17 protein-coding genes are annotated in these 16,442 nt (G+C 40.4%); 2 read left to right on the top strand and 15 right to left on the bottom strand.

Translation table 11 applies throughout. The annotated features are described in order from the left end of the window. Nucleotides 1-89 precede the first annotated feature (89 nt). From WAA20_RS10130 to zapA, 5 genes are read right to left on the bottom strand one after another with little or no spacing between them, the layout of a single operon-like run. Nucleotides 90-1,508: a penicillin-binding protein 2 gene (locus tag WAA20_RS10130; protein WP_167562715.1), complete on the bottom strand. Its 1,419-nt coding sequence runs from the start codon at nt 1,506-1,508 to the stop codon at nt 90-92. 50 nt (nt 1,509-1,558) lie between these two features. Next, nucleotides 1,559-2,923 carry an FtsW/RodA/SpoVE family cell cycle protein gene (locus tag WAA20_RS10135; protein ID WP_073387792.1) on the bottom strand — a complete coding sequence of 455 codons (1,365 nt, stop codon included), beginning with the start codon at nt 2,921-2,923 and terminating at the stop codon, nt 1,559-1,561. A 15-nt stretch (nt 2,924-2,938) separates the two neighbouring features. Next, nucleotides 2,939-3,808, bottom strand: a complete 870-nt coding sequence (locus WAA20_RS10140) for a hypothetical protein (protein ID WP_073387790.1) — start codon at nt 3,806-3,808, stop codon at nt 2,939-2,941. 14 nt (nt 3,809-3,822) lie between these two features. Then, nucleotides 3,823-5,181: a U32 family peptidase gene (locus WAA20_RS10145; RefSeq protein WP_073387788.1), complete on the bottom strand. Its 1,359-nt coding sequence runs from the start codon at nt 5,179-5,181 to the stop codon at nt 3,823-3,825. A gap of 8 nt (nt 5,182-5,189) precedes the next feature. After that, nucleotides 5,190-5,636 carry a cell division protein ZapA gene (gene zapA / locus WAA20_RS10150; protein ID WP_073387787.1) on the bottom strand — a complete coding sequence of 149 codons (447 nt, stop codon included), beginning with the start codon at nt 5,634-5,636 and terminating at the stop codon, nt 5,190-5,192. Nucleotides 5,637-5,771: 135 nt separating this feature from the next. On the opposite strand from zapA, the gene WAA20_RS10155 reads away from it, so the two are divergent. Together WAA20_RS10155 and WAA20_RS10160 are read left to right on the top strand one after the other, a co-directional pair. Beyond that, entirely contained in the window at nt 5,772-5,900 is a 129-nt protein-coding gene (locus WAA20_RS10155) for a hypothetical protein (RefSeq protein ID WP_338800882.1), read from the top strand. Between the two features lie 202 nt (nt 5,901-6,102). Continuing rightward, on the top strand, nt 6,103-8,106 hold the full coding sequence (locus tag WAA20_RS10160) for an RsiV family protein (RefSeq protein WP_073387785.1): 2,004 nt from the start codon (nt 6,103-6,105) through the stop codon (nt 8,104-8,106). Between the two features lie 279 nt (nt 8,107-8,385). Here the strand turns inward: WAA20_RS10160 and WAA20_RS10165 are convergent, their stop codons facing one another. The 10 genes from WAA20_RS10165 to WAA20_RS10210 all read right to left on the bottom strand — a co-directional run bounded on the left by WAA20_RS10165 (nt 8,386) and on the right by WAA20_RS10210 (nt 16,424). Continuing rightward, entirely contained in the window at nt 8,386-9,054 is a 669-nt protein-coding gene (locus WAA20_RS10165; protein ID WP_073387784.1) for an HAD family phosphatase, read from the bottom strand. A gap of 47 nt (nt 9,055-9,101) precedes the next feature. Next, nucleotides 9,102-10,295, bottom strand: a complete 1,194-nt coding sequence (locus WAA20_RS10170; RefSeq protein ID WP_073387782.1) for a sugar MFS transporter — start codon at nt 10,293-10,295, stop codon at nt 9,102-9,104. Nucleotides 10,296-10,565: 270 nt separating this feature from the next. Then, a complete protein-coding gene (locus WAA20_RS10175; protein WP_073387779.1) occupies nt 10,566-10,883 on the bottom strand; it encodes a CHY zinc finger protein in 318 nt (105 codons plus the stop codon). A gap of 391 nt (nt 10,884-11,274) precedes the next feature. Beyond that, the gene (gene ruvB / locus WAA20_RS10180; protein ID WP_027204904.1) at nt 11,275-12,276 is read right to left on the bottom strand and encodes a Holliday junction branch migration DNA helicase RuvB; all 1,002 of its coding nucleotides are present in this window, start codon (nt 12,274-12,276) and stop codon (nt 11,275-11,277) included. 200 nt (nt 12,277-12,476) lie between these two features. Next, a complete protein-coding gene (ruvA, locus tag WAA20_RS10185) occupies nt 12,477-13,106 on the bottom strand; it encodes a Holliday junction branch migration protein RuvA (RefSeq protein WP_073387778.1) in 630 nt (209 codons plus the stop codon). A 339-nt stretch (nt 13,107-13,445) separates the two neighbouring features. Next, nucleotides 13,446-13,976, bottom strand: a complete 531-nt coding sequence (locus WAA20_RS10190; RefSeq protein ID WP_073387776.1) for a hypothetical protein — start codon at nt 13,974-13,976, stop codon at nt 13,446-13,448. A 20-nt stretch (nt 13,977-13,996) separates the two neighbouring features. Beyond that, nucleotides 13,997-14,494, bottom strand: coding sequence for a Gx transporter family protein (locus WAA20_RS10195; protein WP_073387775.1), 498 nt, complete (start codon nt 14,492-14,494; stop codon nt 13,997-13,999). A gap of 107 nt (nt 14,495-14,601) precedes the next feature. After that, on the bottom strand, nt 14,602-14,835 hold the full coding sequence (locus tag WAA20_RS10200) for a hypothetical protein (protein ID WP_022752775.1): 234 nt from the start codon (nt 14,833-14,835) through the stop codon (nt 14,602-14,604). Nucleotides 14,836-14,985: 150 nt separating this feature from the next. Next, nucleotides 14,986-15,372: a NusG domain II-containing protein gene (locus tag WAA20_RS10205; protein ID WP_073387773.1), complete on the bottom strand. Its 387-nt coding sequence runs from the start codon at nt 15,370-15,372 to the stop codon at nt 14,986-14,988. 41 nt (nt 15,373-15,413) lie between these two features. Further along, a complete protein-coding gene (locus WAA20_RS10210) occupies nt 15,414-16,424 on the bottom strand; it encodes a DMT family transporter (RefSeq protein ID WP_073387878.1) in 1,011 nt (336 codons plus the stop codon). Between the last annotated feature and the right edge of the window lie 18 nt (nt 16,425-16,442).

The raw sequence follows: 16,442 nt of genomic DNA on the forward strand, positions 1-16,442 counted from the left end.
TATCTCCCATAAATAGCGGCTTCGAAAAAGCCACATGATCTTATTATATAAATCCAGTAGATCACTGAATAATTAAGTCCAGGGCTCAATTACTGCACTGAATTTACTTTAAAGTATTCATCAAAAATACGTTTTGCAACAGGAACAGCCATATGTCCGCCGCTTCCTGCTTTTTCCATAATTATTGTAACACAAATCTGCGGATCGTCCTTAGGTGCAAAACCGGTGAACCAGGCATGTGAATCCGTAGAAAATGTTGAATACTCTGCTGAACCTGTTTTACCAACAGCATTATAGGTTGAATCTTTAAGGCCTTTAGCTGTACCTGATACTACCACCTGTTGCATCATATCCGTAAGTATTGCCGCTTCATCTGCTGTCATGAGCTGACCATATGTTTCGGGGCTGAACTCTTCTACCGTCTTGCCATCAGCTGTTTTTACAGAAGATACAAGATAAGGCTTCATCAGTACGCCGTCGTTAGCTATTGCCATTGTGATCATGTTCATATGAAGAGGTGAAACTGATGTAGCTCCCTGACCGATAGACAGCTGCATCTTGTCCTGATCAGAAAGTGATGTGCTTGCTGTAGCAATGCTCTGTGAATAAGGGAAGTCTACAGGCAGTGCCTGATTAAATAAAAGTCCCTTAAGAGTACCTGCAAACTTATCCTGATCAAGTGAAAGTCCTATATTTGCATAGGATGAATTACAGGACTTCGCAAAAGATGAGTAAAAATCAAGTGCTCCGTGTACCTGATTGTGATAACACTTGATAGTAGAGCCGTTTACAGTCAAAGTTCCCTTACAGGAAAACGTGTAATTCTGATAAGTAGATGGATTTTCTCTTATGTATTCAAGAGATGTAACGATCTTAAAGGTTGATCCAGGCGGATAAAGGCCCTGAGTACATCTGTTTACAAGAGCTGCTGTATCCTTGTCATTAGAAAGAACATTCCAGTCCGCCTTGATGGTATTAGGATCAAAGTCAGGCTTTGAAACCATTGCAAGGATAGCTCCTGTCTTAGGATCAGATATGATAACCGCTCCGTTATAATCTCCAAGCGAATAATAAGCAAGGATCTGAAGACTTGCATTGATCGTAGTATAAACGTTGTCTCCGGGGAATTTAAGCCCTTTATCGTCGTAGGATGCCTTGGTAGACAATGAAGAATTACAGTTAATAAGGTAATACTTCATCGACTTCTCAATTCCCATTGCACCCATATCTGCATATCCAACAACATGTGCAAACTGGTCGTTGTATGGATAAACTCTGGTTTCATTACCAGCTTCGTCTGTCTGTGTATATGCAAGTGTAACTTCATCAGAAGAAATGATAGAGCCTCTGGTATTTTCTGCCTGAAGCGCTGATGCACGCTTGTTATAATCATTCATTACAAAATCAACTCTGTGAGCATAGCTGTACCAGCCTATATATACAAGCATCGCAACAACCAGCCCTGTAAAGAATACAGCTATAAACGCTATCGCTTTGTTATTTTTCAATACTTCCTGCCTCCTTAGGCACATATATTATCCTGAGAAAAAATATTTTTTTACTCTCTCATGCCATAATTCCCCATTGACTGTGCCTGTCTGTATCTTTCAATTGCCTCATAATGTTCGTCAACTCTTATGAGACAGGTCGCTTCATATACTCCTATGGAAAGCATGGTGACCATAAGTGATGTTCCGCCATAACTTACAAGCGGAAGGGTTACACCTGTAAGCGGTATGAATTTGGAACCGCCTCCAACTGTAAGGAATGTCTGGAATATGAGCCAGACAGCAATTCCGCAGTCAACAAGCTTGGACCATTTATCACGAAGTCTTGTTGCTTCTAAAAGTATCATCAAAAACATTGAAACAATGATAAGGATCATTGAGATACTGTAGATAATACCAAACTCTTCTGCTATTGCTGAGAAAATAAAGTCATCTTCAACGTAAGGAATGGTCTGCGGATTACCTTTAAAAAGTCCAAGGCCAAACCAGCCGCCTGAGCTTATGCCAAATAAAGACTGGGTAAGCTGATATCCTGTAGATTCAATGGTAGACCAGGGATCAAGCCAAGCCTGTACACGTACTCTTACATGACGGAACAAAGTAAATCCAACTATGGCGCCGACCATACCGATTCCTATACCTCCAAGAAGGTATACAGGATTTCTTGAAGCCACGAATACAACTGCAAGAAAGATGATAAAAAGAATGGCAGATGCACCAAGATCCCTACTCATCATGAGTATCAGAATATAAAGCATAGCTACGCCAAATGTAATCCCTGCTTCTTTGATGGTCGCTGCCTTACACAGGACGCACGCTAAAAAGAAGATAAAGATAAGCTTTACAAATTCTGATGGCTGGAAAGTTACACCGAAGACGGTAAACGATATATAAGAACCATTAGTAAGAGATCCGCATAAAAGAACAACTCCAAGAAATACAGCGCCAAGTATTGCGTAAAACCATGCAAGATTAGTCAGAATCGGGAATTTGTACACTATCTCGCAGATAACAAACATGGCGATGATCGATACTCCGGCAATGATCATCTGCCTTACAGCCTTACCTGAATCGATTCGCATCAGCATTATAACCGATGTCATCATCAGAAATGCTGCATTATTGATAATAAGTCTGTTACCATCAGGAAAAAATGCGCTGAATAAAAGAAGTAGACACGACAGGATCAAAGCTATACCAATTCCATAGAAAATATAGTTTAAGCTTCCTGTCCTTAAAACGATGGTCACAAAACTTAGAAACAGTATCACAACTAGCATTATGTACTGAAAAGCATAAAGCGGAATTCTTTTCTTTTCACTTTTAAACTTAAGTGAAATAAAGCCGCACAATGCATAAGCAACACTAAGTATGGCGATAACATACTTAGAAATCTCCACAATATATAACTTCATCCAAAAACTTCTCCCTTATTCCGTTCCTCTTTTATAATGTCCTGTGGTGTAGTCTTTGTAAGGCGCTGCCTCATTTTTACCACCAAGAACATCCTCCCAAAAGCCCAGAATGCGCTTTGCATCCTGACCTTTTTCAATCGTCAGATCAACTCTGAACGCAGCGATCTTCTTTTCTCTCGAAAGGCTCTCTGCCTGCTTATGAAGAGAAAGCGGAACGCTATTGTAAATAATATTAAGACATTGCCGACAGTCTGTCAGCACTTTCATAGAATTATTTTTTCTATCTGTAATAACTTCATATGCTGTAAAATTAGTGCCAAGCTTGCCTGAGCAGTTATTAGTAGTCTTCTTGACGCATCCTGCAGAAACCATCATAGGAATGTATCCGTAAAGGCACGCAGAAAAGATTCCGTCTGTATTTGCGAGAAGCTCTCCTATCTCATGTCTGTTAAGTTCATAGGGAATGCAGCCCTCGTCTGCACCTGCTTCTGAAAAGAACATATCTGCAGCGCCGTGATTCCACATATATAAACCGTAGTCACAGACTATTTTTCCATCAAATGATCCGTCTTCATTAAGCGACAGGTACGATAGTTCCTCCATGTTCCTTACAAGAAATCCTTTGAGAAAAGAAGAACATGTATCCCATATCCTTTTTATATCAGCAGTTCCCTGAAGGTTCTTTTCACTACGCATCATAAAAGGAAGCGCAGCGTAGATTTCTATATCCGTTGAAAGATCTTGCAAAGATCCAGGGATATCATCAAGGAACATGTGGTAGTCTACGTATATTCTTGAAGGTCTCCTGGACATGGACGCTACTGCTTCAAGCTGTTCATGGGTTGAGACCAGTATATGTAATTGTTTGTTTATCTTATTTGTCATAACAACCTCATGGGTTAGACCTTGTTTTTGAGTTCGTCCAAAAGCTTATCAGCAGCTTGTCTTCTGAGCTCATTTAATTCTTTTACCGGCATGAAGATTCCCGGATCACTTTCATCCATATCTATGGTAAGGTCCTGGGGCTTTAATTCAAAAAATGTATCGCCAAGCTTCATGATACGGCTTTCGATGTCTTCTTTTAACATAGGACGCTTTGAAGCTTCCTGTACAACCTGACCTGATACTGTAACTGAGATATCGTCGCAGGAAAATGTCAGCATGGACTCGCATCCGGGGTGGAAATAACCGTAGGCAGATATGCTGCGCTTTTTTTCACCTGTAACATACTTATCTCTTATCTTTGCTATAAGCGCGTCATCAGATCCGCTATAGCCTGGGGATGACAAGGTTACCATGTCTCTTGAATTGTGTCTTTCGTAGTAGCCCTGGCTTATCTCGGTTCTAAGATATAGATGTCTTAATACATTAAGATCGACCTCTTCTACTTTGAATGGAGCTTCGGGATCTTCAAGGAACTTGTCTATATACTTTCTGTATATAGATGTAACACCTGCTACGTACTCAGGCTTTTTCATGCGTCCTTCTATCTTGAAGGAGTCAATTCCGGCTCTGATCAGGCTTGGAATGATCTCGATGGTGCACATATCCTTCAATGAAAGCGGATAGAACTCTTCAGAGCTTCCCTGATCTTTAGGACCGGATGACTTTTTGTTCCTGTCATCTGCTATAAATCCGCCCTGGACCTTGTATGGAAGTCTGCATGGCTGGGCACATCTTCCTCTGTTGCCGGACCTTCCTCCAACTATTGAGGAAAAGAGGCACATGCCGGAATAACAATAACACATTGCGCCGTGGATGAAGGCTTCAACTTCGATCTGAGCCTCTTCTTTGATCTGTATCATCTCATCCAAAGAAAGCTCTCTTGCAGGCACGACTCTTACGGCTCCCATTTTCTTAAGGAGTTTGGCGCCATTTACGCCAGTTATGGCCATCTGGGTACTTACATGGAGCTCAACTTTTGGAAAATGCTCTCTTATAAATCCCAATACACCAAAATCCTGTACGATTACTCCATCAAGCCCCGCCTCAGCGAAGGGCGCAAGATAATCGTACAGGTCATTAAATTCTTCTTCTTTTACAAGTGTATTTACAGTCATATAAAGCTTTCTGCCATAAAGATGGGCATACTTAATAGCTCTAATAACTGCTTCTGTATCAAAATTGTCAGCATATGCTCTTGCGCCAAACCTTGTGCCGCCTAAATATACAGCATCGGCACCTGCAGCTATGGCTCCGAGAAATGCTTCATAATTACCGGCCGGAGCTAAAAGCTCGGGACGTTTCAATTCATTCATATTTTTCCTTATCGTCTTCCTTTACCGGAAGAAGACCCTGAACTAATGGGTGTAACTTTGTTCTTTAACTCTGTTTCAAGCTGTATTATCTTTCTTGAATCGTCTTCAAGATTCTTCTCAAGATTCTTGACGTTCTTCTCAGTATTCTCAAGCTTGATCTGAGATGCGATAAGCTCGTGCTTGAGATCATAGAGCTCTTTTTCCTTCTCAGTAGCCTGTTCCTCCAGAAGCTGTATCTGCTTCTTAGCCTTAAAATAATCGTCTGCTATATTGAGCTGAAGGAGTATTGACTGAAGATCTACCGGCTGTCTGTTGAATCCTTCGATCTTACTGCAGTCTGCTATCTTAGTGTTAAGGTATGATGCTACCTTCTGAAGATACTCTTCACTTTCATAACCGCTTAATGTAAGCACCCTTCCACCAATGATGACCTGAGCATCGGTTTTTGCTGACATAGATCTTCCTCCCCTGAAATTTTAATGTAAAAATAAGCATAAATCTGCTTAATATCTATAGAGTCATATATAGATTATAAACTCATGAAAGCCTTGACGCAACAAGGCATTTCATAATACACCAACAAATGTGGTATGGCAAGTGAAGGTTCTGGCAAAGGGGAATATTCCTGGGGATGGCAGCCTATAAATGATTTGGTAGTCATGAAAATAATATTAAATTCAAGGCATGATAGCTGGGATAATATATTCTGGGATTTATAAACTCGCTTCGCTCAGACAGATAAATCCCAAACAGAATATATTATTCCATCTATCAAGCTCTTGAATTTTAATATTATTTTCAAAGACTACCAAATCATTTATAGGCTGCCATCCCCAGGAATATTCAGGTATTGGTCAGGTTTAATATGCATGAATATTGATGTATACTATATTTATTATTTCTATATTTCGGGGGATAGCTATGAAAAAATCTTTTAGATTCTTTAGAGTCATATGTTGTGCTTCATTAGCGCTTTCTCTTATTCTTTGTTCTTGCTCATCACCTCTTATCGGTGGACAAAAAGATGACGCTCAGAATGAAGGAGCACCAGGTGCAGGTAATGCAGATAGTAGCTCGTCTTCTTCAACTGGTAGCAGTAATAATCAGAGCGTAATAACATATAAAGACAACGGGTTCATTGATCTTAACTGTGAATCAAGAAGGATTCTTTTTAACAGTCAGATAAAAGAAGATTCGACATATTTTTATTATGTTTTAAATGCAAAGCTATGGCGTACTTCTAAGAATGATCCGGATGATACGGTATGTCTTTTTCCAAAGGATGATTCATGTTGTGTAGATGGCATGAAATTCGCGGTGTATGGCGGTAGTGTCTTCGTGTTTGCTGAAAAGTATGCGGATTATACCGAAAGCGCATTCAGGATAGATAGTGAGGGCAACGTTTCAGAAATAACGCTTGAAAATGAACTTACATACTATTCTTCTCTGGATATATACAATGACACTTTGTATTTCTATAGTTTCGACAGCGATAAAGGCCTTGTTACTGAAGGATATAAGCTGAACTCAGATGGAAGTATTGGAGATTCTTATAATGAATTCGCAGATATTTCTTTTGATTTTGGAGATGATCTTTTTCCGCTACATATAAGCTTTGGAAGCTATAAGTGTTCGCCTTCTTCTATAGATTTTTTTGGCGGAATGTATTGTATGGATTCGGTTGGCAATAAATCTTCTTTATATTTTGTATCGTCGGACGATTCTACAGCCAGTAAGATCGCAGATATCAGTGATGGTAATATTGCTGCCATTACCAAAGATAAGCTTATAATGCTGCAAAATGATTCTCATGGAAAATGTATTTATACGATTGATCTATCTTCCGGTGAGCGCACTGATCTTCTGAGCACTGATGGATTTAATGAACTTGGCTATGGCCATTCATCTGATATTGAACTTATCGACTATGACGATGAAAATGCATTTATAAAGGTCGATCTGCCTCTTACTGAAGATCCTGTGGCGAATATTTCTTTTGACATTTTGAAGGTTAGTCTGTCTGATGGCAGCACGCAGCTTATTGGAACAATTACTAAAGGGGAAAAGCCGGGATTATACTATTCAGACCTTTACTACAACTTTACATCGAGGGGACTTACCTACACTAATGTTGTAGATGCAAACACCAGTCTTTGCAATATGTCCTATGATGAGATGGGAAAAGAAGTTGTGCTGACAACGCCGGAATATAATTACGACTCTTCTATTTCCGCTCTTTCGGAGTATGGGATTACTTTAAAATCTCTTCACAGTGCGTACTACTATACAGATGATAACTATGACATTATGGTGTTCAGGGCCGACCTTATCGTGCCGCAGCTTCCTGCAACGTCCGATGCATTTATAGAATTTAATGAAACGATTGCTGAAAATCTTGATGTAACTGATATGGCCCAGTTATCGCTTAAAGATGCCAAGTCAATTGCCGAGGATTCTGATCCTTATGATGAATACTCGCCTATGGATCTGTATCCATATACTTACTCATATTACTTTTCAGAGCTTAGTTATCACGATTCAAGGTATGTGTGCCTTACTACTAGCGATTATGAATACTGGGGCGGAGCTCATGGTCTTGGATGGGAGTATTCTTATACTCTTGATATGCAGGATGGAAGGGTTCTTGAACTTAGCGATGTTATCGGGCAGACTCAGGAAGAGTTTGTAGAGCTTGTATGTAGTCATGTGACGGATCTTGATGAGGGGGAACTTTTCTGCAGTTATGATGAAACAGCTCAGCAGATAAGGGACGACTATACATACAATGACTTTAACTGGTTCCTGACGCCTGAAGGGGTGGCTGTAAGGTTCAGATCTTACGAGATCGCACCGTATGTTGCGGGATACCCGGTCATCGTGGTTCCTTACAACGAGCTGACAATGCTTATTCAGCTTGGGGGATGAGGCTGTGCATCATTGTCGTGGGATTCCAGAGGGGAGCTGTTAATAAATAATTTGGGGGTCATGAAAATATTATAGAATTCAAGGCATGATAGCTGGAATTATATATCCCGGAATCCAAACTCGCTTCGCTCAGACATGTGGATTCCTAACAGGATATATAATTTCATCTATCAAGCTCTTGAATTCAATAATATTTTCAAAGACCTCCAAATCATTTATTAACAGCTCCCCTCTGGAATCGTCAAGATTTTGGTGATGCTCAGATTTGCAAAGCTGAAACTAAAATCCTATCTTTTCAAAGTATTTAATTACTTCATTTAAATCTGGCAGTACTGCTTCTGAAAGCCCTTTTATTTCATCATCTGGTTGTCTGAGGTCGGGAACCATTATTGGGTGCATTCCGGCGGCGTGGGCGGCCCTGATTCCGTTGAAGGAGTCTTCTATTACGTAGCAGGTCTTAGGATTTGCGTTGAGTTTGGCTGCGCAGTCTAGGAAGATGTCAGGGGCGGGTTTGCCGTTTATGACGTTGTCGCCGCCAAGTATCACTGTAAAATAGTCGATAATTCCGGCTTCGCTTATCTCCTGTCTGACGATAGCTTCTTTCGTGGATGATGCAAGGCCTGTTGGTATATTATTGCTATTTAGATACTGCAAGATATCTCGAACGTATTTTTTTACAGGTATACCATTGTCATTAATATATTTGTGAAAATAGTTTCTTGTATATGTAACACCTTCTTCATAAGCCTCTATACTGCCAAGCCTTTGGATCATGATCTCTTTTGTCATGGCAGATGTAGTACCTGTACAGGCAAGAACCATATCTCGTACAAAGTCCACATCAAGTAAAGTCTGCCTCGCACGCTCTTCCCAGGCTTTCATGTAGATCATCTCAGTATCAAGAAGAACTCCGTCCATATCGAATATTACTGCTATATCAGAACTCATAAATAACACTCCAAAAAGCTAAGATTAATTACTCAAATTTCATCAGTTCATAGAATATCATTGTTTTTTACTCTTTTAATAACCAGTACACATATGACCAAGACAATCGGAAAGCCGATGCCGGAAAGAATCCCGGCCTGTATGTTGTTGCCTGCAAACTGGGATACATAGCCTATGATCGCAGGTCCGGAAGCACCGCCCAAATCTCCTGCAAGAGCAAGAAGTGCAAACATTGCTGTACCTCCCCTTGGGATAACTTTAGAAGATATGCTAATGGATCCGGGCCACATGATACCAACTGAAAATCCGCATAAAGCGCAGCCAACAAGTCCCATTACAGGCGCCTTGGACAAAGCTGCCAGTAAATAACATATCAAACATAGAATACCGGAAGCGATCATAAAGCCTGTAAGGTCGATCTTCTCGCCAAATTTGCCGTACAAAGTTCTACTTATTCCCATAAGAACAGCAAATCCGCAAGGACCTGCAAGATCTCCAACTGCCTTGGACATATGAAGTGCCGACTCCACAAAAGCAGATGCCCACTGAGACATAGATATCTCAGAAGATCCTGCGCAGACCATCAGCAATATAAAAAGCCAGAATGTCTTTGATCTAAGCAGCTCTCCCATTGTCATGCTCTGATCATCATCCACGAGCTTTTCTATAGGGCAGGTTGCAAAATTAAAGATGTTATAAAATGGGACGATAGCCCAAAGAATAGCCAGTAACTTCCAGTTACCTATTCCAAAGAATTTAAAAAATATTGTAGAAATAAGGATTACGCCTACAGTTCCCCAACAATAAAACGAATGAAGAAGACTCATCATAACGTCTTTATTATCAAAAGGACAGGCTTCGATTATAGGACTCACCAGAACTTCTATAAGACCACTACCTATAGCATATATCGTGACACAGATAAGTATACCTATAAGAGGCGACGGCATTATATCCGGCAGTACTGCAAGAAGTGATAATCCCGCGCAGCAGGTTATCTCCGAAGCAACAATACTAGGTCTATATCCAATTTTGTCTACAACTCTTCCGCATATATAATCAACTATAAGCTGGGTAAAAAAGAAAGTCGTTGAAATAAGCGCCAGCTGTCCAAATGAAATATTGTAATTATCGTGAAATACAATATAAAGCAGCGGAACAAAATTGGCACAGATTGCCTGAACTACAAAACCAAGATAACAGGCAAGTAGTGTCTTATTGTATTTATTTTTATTTTGCATATCAAACTCCAAAATTAAGCTCTATAAAAAGGATGGGACCAAATTCTGCACATTTGATGATATGTGTATGAACAGAACTTTGCTCATTGAAGATATCAAAGTAAGAAACATCCCTATTATTGAAAAAAGACAGATGTTTTCCAAAAATGATAACTCAAAATGCCTGTAGTTAACTTAGTCCCACCTGGGCGGATCGAAATTCCCAAAGCCTTTGCAGGGCAGGATTTAAGAATCCCTATTCGTCCAAGTGGGAATTTTAAATTAATCATTTTACCTTGCAGCATATATAGATTTATGCAAAGAACATCCCAGATTATATTCATGACCGCAGTCAAGACACCTTTCAATACATGAATACTCATTATAGCTATAAATCCTTCCACAAGCGCCGCACATAACTGTATCCTTCTCGTCAGGATCTACAGGCTCAAATTTATGTTCTTCAAGTTCATTGTGGCATTTATAGCAGGCATAAAACTTACCGCATTTATTGCATTTATTAGCTATCACATCTTTATGACTGTGATAATGAATGCACCGCCCTTCACTATCAGTCTGAATGCCATATATTATCTTTATACAATCCATATTATTGATATATCCTAATTTTTTATTTCATATCTTTTTTAGTTCTATTTATTGAGGATACTACACACCCAAACTAGGACTTTTATATCATTTATTCAAACTTCCCACTTGGACGGTTTAATATCACCCAAGGCTTTGCTGGGGCAAGCAGTATATAGATCATTGTCATGCTTTTTAATCGTTTTATTAAATTCATGAGCATGATAGATGGAGATTTCCATTCTTCCCGGGGTCCACCTGTCTGAGCGAAGCGAGTTTGGACCCCAGAATGGGAATCACCAGATATCGTGCCATGAATTATAAAACGATTAACAGCATGACAATGATCTATATACTGCTTGTCCCAGCAAAGCCTTGGGTGATACTGCACCGTTCAAGTGGGAAGTTTGAGTCATTTATTATCAGAGTCTTCCGGCATCTTTAGTCCCATCTGCTCGTACCCTGGTTGTGTTACCACGCGGCCTCTGGGAGTTCTATTGATGAATCCGCATTTAATAAGATAGGGCTCATATACATCTTCTATAGTTCCGGCATCTTCGCCTATAGCAGCTGCCAGAGTGTCAAGACCAACAGGTCCTCCGCCGAACTTCTCTATCATAGTCTTTAAGATCTCGTGGTCTGTGTGGTCAAGTCCCATATCATCTACTTCCAGTAGATTAAGAGCTTCTCTTACTATATCAATTGAAACAATACCATTATTCCTAACCTGAGCATAGTCTCGTACACGTTTAAGTGTGCGGTTTGCAAGTCTGGGTGTTCCACGGCTTCTTCTTGCCATCTCTATGGCGCTTTCTTCGCCAACTTCGATTCCAAGGACTCTTGCAGACTGGATTATGATCTGCGATAACTCTTTTTCATTATAGAATTCCATCCTGTGGATCATGCCGAATCTGTCTCTAAGAGGCGCAGACAGCATACCCGCTCTTGTTGTAGCTCCAACAAGAGTGAACTTTGGAAGATCAAGACGGATAGATCTTGCTGTAGGGCCTTTGCCGATCATGATGTCTATTGCAAAGTCTTCCATAGCTGGATACAGCACTTCTTCTACCTGGCGGGATATTCTGTGGATCTCATCAACGAATAGAATATCACCTTCCTGAAGGCTGTTAAGGATTGCTGCCATCTCTCCCGGCTTTTCAATTGCAGGGCCTGATGTGATCTTGATATTTACTCCCATCTCATGAGCCATGATCTGTGCAAGAGTTGTCTTACCAAGACCCGGAGGTCCGTAAAAAAGGATGTGATCAAGGCTGTCTCCACGCTCCTTGGCAGCTTCTATGTAGATCTTAAGGCTCTTTTTGATCTTCTCCTGACCTATGTATTTATCAAGGCTCTTGGGACGAAGTGAGCTTTCAACGCCTGCATCTTCGCCGGTAAAGCCGGCATCCATCATATTTTTTGAGTTTTTTTCTGTTTGAATGGTTCTTTTGGCCATATCTATCCTCGTGTTTATATTGATTTATTCTAATTTTACTAAAGCTCCCCACTTGGACGAACCAGCATCCCAAAAGTCTTTACAGGGGTAGACAGTATATAAATCTGCATCAGCTGTTTATACTGCATTCTTAAGTTTTAATATAAAGCATTACAATTTTAAAAGAGCTCTTTAAGTGCAAGCTTTAATATAGCCTCGGTATCAAGCTTTTCATCCGAAGCCGAAAGAACTTTTCTAACAGCTTTCATGGCGTCTGTAGCGTTATAGCCAAGGGCAGCGAGAGCTTCCACGGCTTCATCTCTTGAAGATGCATCTTCGCCTGAAGATTTGCCGGTAGATGCACTGCCTGCTGCCTGTCCTATACCTTCTGCACTTGTGATATCTGCATTGGATATCTTGTCACGAAGTTCAAGTACAAGGCGTTCTGCAGTCTTTTTGCCAATGCCGGGGGCTTTGGATATTGTCTTGACATCTCCTGCAAGGATTGCAAATCTAAGATCATCTGTATCAAATACAGAAAGAATCGAAAGTGCACCCTTAGGGCCTATACCACTTACAGTGATGAGCATCCTGAACATGCGGATCTCATCTCTTGTAAGGAAGCCAAAAAGGCTCATCTCATCTTCCTTCACATTCATATATGTGTAGAGCTTAACATTGTCTCCAATCCCCGGCATTCTGTCGCAGGTTGATGCGGATATATTGACCTCGTATCCAATTCCTCCTACATCTATTACCGCTTTATCTATTTCGAGATTTTCAAGAATCCCCTGAACATATGCTATCATAAGATCTCCCTTTACCAGAATGCTTGCTCGTCCATGTATTATCCCAAAGAGCAAGCACTCTATATCTTTTGAACTTACCACTTGATCAAAGCCATGTGGAAAGTTTTAAGTTTTTTATTCAAAAAAACAGCCTGCATCGCAGACCGTTATAATTATAACATAAATGCTGATAATAATCCCGAACAGATATTGGCCGACGCATGAATGCAACAACTTGGAAGAATTGACCCATCGGCCTTTCTCTCATATCCTTACGCCTTGTCACTAGCCACCAGATAAAAGGTATTTTTCAACTTCAGTCCTCTCCTACAAGATGTACAATCTGCTTAACTTCTATATTTAGCAGTATATTCCTCTGTCACTCCACACATGAGCTTCGACGTACCGTTCAGGACCATATTTCCCATCAGGATTCCAGTCCTGCGGAAGGCCATACCTGCCTATCACACCGATTATCTCATCATATGTGTAGATTTTCTTTCTGTACTCTTTGCCATCATTGACTCTGTCGCTGAATGTTGGATGAGAATCTCCATAGGTAAAAGAAACTGTGCGCAGATCCAAGTCGTCAGTATCTATGACTATATGATCACAGTCTTCGAACCAGCTCTGTAGCCACGGGCATTCACCAACCACAAGATAATGAGGGGCTTTTCGTTCAATGATCCCGCCCTTTTTCAGGAACTCATTTCTTAGTATTTCTTCGAACCGCCTTCTGTCAGCAATATAGCTGTCCTGCCTTTTGGCACACATTGTTTCAGGTTTTTCAGACTTTATGGATAGAAGAACCTTTCTAGCTTCTTCCTCGCTTAAATCCGACAGATTACGAAATGGCCCTGTTTTCTTGTCAAAATAGTGGTATAAAAGCATATTATTCCTCCATGACTAGCTCATCTGAGGATTACCTCACTTCTGATTCTGGGAATGATATTCTCACTTATGATTCCAATAAGTATACCTGTTATAAGGCCGCCAATCATCAAAACCGGAAGATAATACAGGATGCCACTTGTCTTAACAACATATACCGCCACAAGCATCTGCCCTATATTGTGGCTTACGCCCCCGCATATTGATACTCCCTTTATAGAAAAAAAATCTGCCTTTTTAAAGATGCACATGGCAGCAAAACTGATGATCGCTCCGGCAAGGCTAAATAAAATGCCGAACATACTGCCAAACAAAAAACCGGAAACAACAATTCTAAGCACGTTTATAATTAGCGCCTGTTGCCATCCGTATAAATATAATACAATAAGTATTGCTGCATTAGGAAGTCCAAGCTTCATCCCCGGAATCCCGAAGGCAAAAGGAATCAGAGATTCGACGTATGATAAAATCAGGGCTACGCCGAGAAGTAATCCAAGATTAGCTGCTCTAGTACGCATTGTGCACCTCTCAATATTATTATCTTAGCTTCCCACTTGGATGGATCAGAGTCCTCAAAGTTTTACAGGGGGATGTTGGTCCATCTAAGTGGGAAGTTTGACTTATCTTAATACTTATAGCCACAATCTGCTTTTTCAGGTCCTTCTACTCCTGACTCATAATGAGCCCTGAACTCCATGTTGATATCGCGGATTTCTTTCTTGCCATCAATATAATCCTGATACATATCAACAAGGCCGGACATACAGCCATCACATGATCCGTTTATATTGCCGATCGACTCAGCTACTATCTGTTCTCTTTGCTCTCTTGTTGTGTCTTTAATTAAAATTGAATCCATATTATTCCTCCATGACGAGCACTTGTGCGAGTCCGGCAATCCGAATATCAGATTCGGATTTGCCATCAAGGCTATTTGAGCTCGTCTCAAATAGCTGTGTGAAAAATTGTCATATCTATACAATTTTTCACACTGACCTCTTTTATTTAATTATTTTGCTATAGTATCTACTTCTGCTTCATCAGCGCCTTCTATGGTGATAACCACTTTGTGAGGAAGGCATATAATACTCTGACCGGACTTCGATATGATGCCCTGCGACACGCACAGCTTATCAGGGCAGTTAGCATCATCAAGATAACACTCACCATTATCAATAACCAGTATATTCTGTCCGCCGTTCTCAGTCTCGATGGCAACTGTCTGGTTACTATACAGGTCATATTCCTGAGTAACTACACCATCTACCAGAATCTGCACTTTAGCGCCTTTAACTGCTCCAACAAAATGCAAATACAGGTAGATACATCCAGCTACTATAACAAGTCCAGTAACAAGTATCAATTCCGCTTTAGTTTTCTTTTTGTCTTTTACCATATATTATTTTCCTTGCCACCTGCATAGGATCAAAAGATATTTTAATCAGAAATTACACTCTTTTTAGAAGGCTCTTTAGAATCACTGCTTCCAAGAAACTGCGAAAGAACAATTGCACCAAACATCAAAACACAGCCTGCTGCTTCGCGAAATGACAGGCTCTGGCCTAGCACTATCCAACCGGACAGTGTTCCAAATACACTCTCAAGACACATTGCAATTGAAGCAATTGCAGGATTAAGATTCTTTTGACCAAGCGCTTGAAGGGTATAAGCTATACCACTACTAAAAATACCTGCATAAAGAATTGCAGGAAGCGCGTTATAGATAGATGCCATGTCAGGCCTTTCCAAAATAAACATAACTATTGTAGCAAGAACGGCTTCGACTATAAACTGAGAAAGCGTAAGCTTAACAGGATCAATTCTCTTAGAATACCTTGATACTGCAAGGATCTGAACTGAAAATCCCAGTGCAGACACAACCATCAAGGCATCACCCATCTCCAGATAGAAGCTCCCCTTCATACACAAAAGGTATAAGCCCACAACAGAAAGCGCAATACAGATCCATAGATTGTTATTAAACTTTCGTCCAAAGAAAACTGAGATAATAGGCACAAATACTACATATAAAGCAGTAAGAAAGCCAGCCTTAGCTACAGATGTATAAGCGATGCCGTATTGCTGAGCAAAGCTTGCAAGGAATATGAAAAGTCCTGCAAGAAGCCCGCCTTTTATAAAGGCTTCTATTTCCTTTTTTCTCTTATCTTTAAGTATAGATGAAGATTTCAAATCTAAATCTGCGGATTCTATTGAATTATCCCTTCCCAAAGAACCCTTCTTATAGACCTTATATTCCTCCCTATCTCTGTATATCACAAAGGGAAGAAGGAATGCGATACCGATATAAGTTCTAAGCGCAAGATATGTCCCGGCACCCACGTATTCCGCTCCAAGACTTTGCGCTACAAAAGTCGTCCCCCAGAAAAATGATGCTACAAGAAGCATCAGTGTATGGGTAAACGTGTAAATTCTATCATTTTGTTTCATTATACGATCCATTTTATC

This window comes from Butyrivibrio fibrisolvens, assembly GCF_037113525.1.
Lineage (GTDB): Bacteria > Bacillota > Clostridia > Lachnospirales > Lachnospiraceae > Butyrivibrio > Butyrivibrio fibrisolvens.

Coding starts and splice junctions, on each gene's coding strand:
- zapA (WP_073387787.1), bottom strand. CDS start 5,636: ATGTCAGCAAAAACCGATGCTCAGGTCATCATTGGTGGAAGGGTGCTT.
- WAA20_RS10145 (WP_073387788.1), bottom strand. CDS start 5,181: ATGAATGAATTGAAACGTCCCGAGCTTTTAGCTCCGGCCGGTAATTAT.
- WAA20_RS10135 (WP_073387792.1), bottom strand. CDS start 2,923: ATGAAGTTATATATTGTGGAGATTTCTAAGTATGTTATCGCCATACTT.
- WAA20_RS10175 (WP_073387779.1), bottom strand. CDS start 10,883: ATGGATTGTATAAAGATAATATATGGCATTCAGACTGATAGTGAAGGG.
- WAA20_RS10140 (WP_073387790.1), bottom strand. CDS start 3,808: ATGACAAATAAGATAAACAAACAATTACATATACTGGTCTCAACCCAT.
- WAA20_RS10190 (WP_073387776.1), bottom strand. CDS start 13,976: ATGCTTTTATACCACTATTTTGACAAGAAAACAGGGCCATTTCGTAAT.
- WAA20_RS10205 (WP_073387773.1), bottom strand. CDS start 15,372: ATGGTAAAAGACAAAAAGAAAACTAAAGCGGAATTGATACTTGTTACT.
- WAA20_RS10210 (WP_073387878.1), bottom strand. CDS start 16,424: ATGAAACAAAATGATAGAATTTACACGTTTACCCATACACTGATGCTT.
- WAA20_RS10195 (WP_073387775.1), bottom strand. CDS start 14,494: ATGCGTACTAGAGCAGCTAATCTTGGATTACTTCTCGGCGTAGCCCTG.
- WAA20_RS10165 (WP_073387784.1), bottom strand. CDS start 9,054: ATGAGTTCTGATATAGCAGTAATATTCGATATGGACGGAGTTCTTCTT.
- ruvA (WP_073387778.1), bottom strand. CDS start 13,106: ATGATAGCATATGTTCAGGGGATTCTTGAAAATCTCGAAATAGATAAA.
- ruvB (WP_027204904.1), bottom strand. CDS start 12,276: ATGATGGATGCCGGCTTTACCGGCGAAGATGCAGGCGTTGAAAGCTCA.
- WAA20_RS10155 (WP_338800882.1), top strand. CDS start 5,772: ATGGCAAGTGAAGGTTCTGGCAAAGGGGAATATTCCTGGGGATGGCAG.
- WAA20_RS10170 (WP_073387782.1), bottom strand. CDS start 10,295: ATGCAAAATAAAAATAAATACAATAAGACACTACTTGCCTGTTATCTT.
- WAA20_RS10200 (WP_022752775.1), bottom strand. CDS start 14,835: ATGGATTCAATTTTAATTAAAGACACAACAAGAGAGCAAAGAGAACAG.
- WAA20_RS10160 (WP_073387785.1), top strand. CDS start 6,103: ATGAAAAAATCTTTTAGATTCTTTAGAGTCATATGTTGTGCTTCATTA.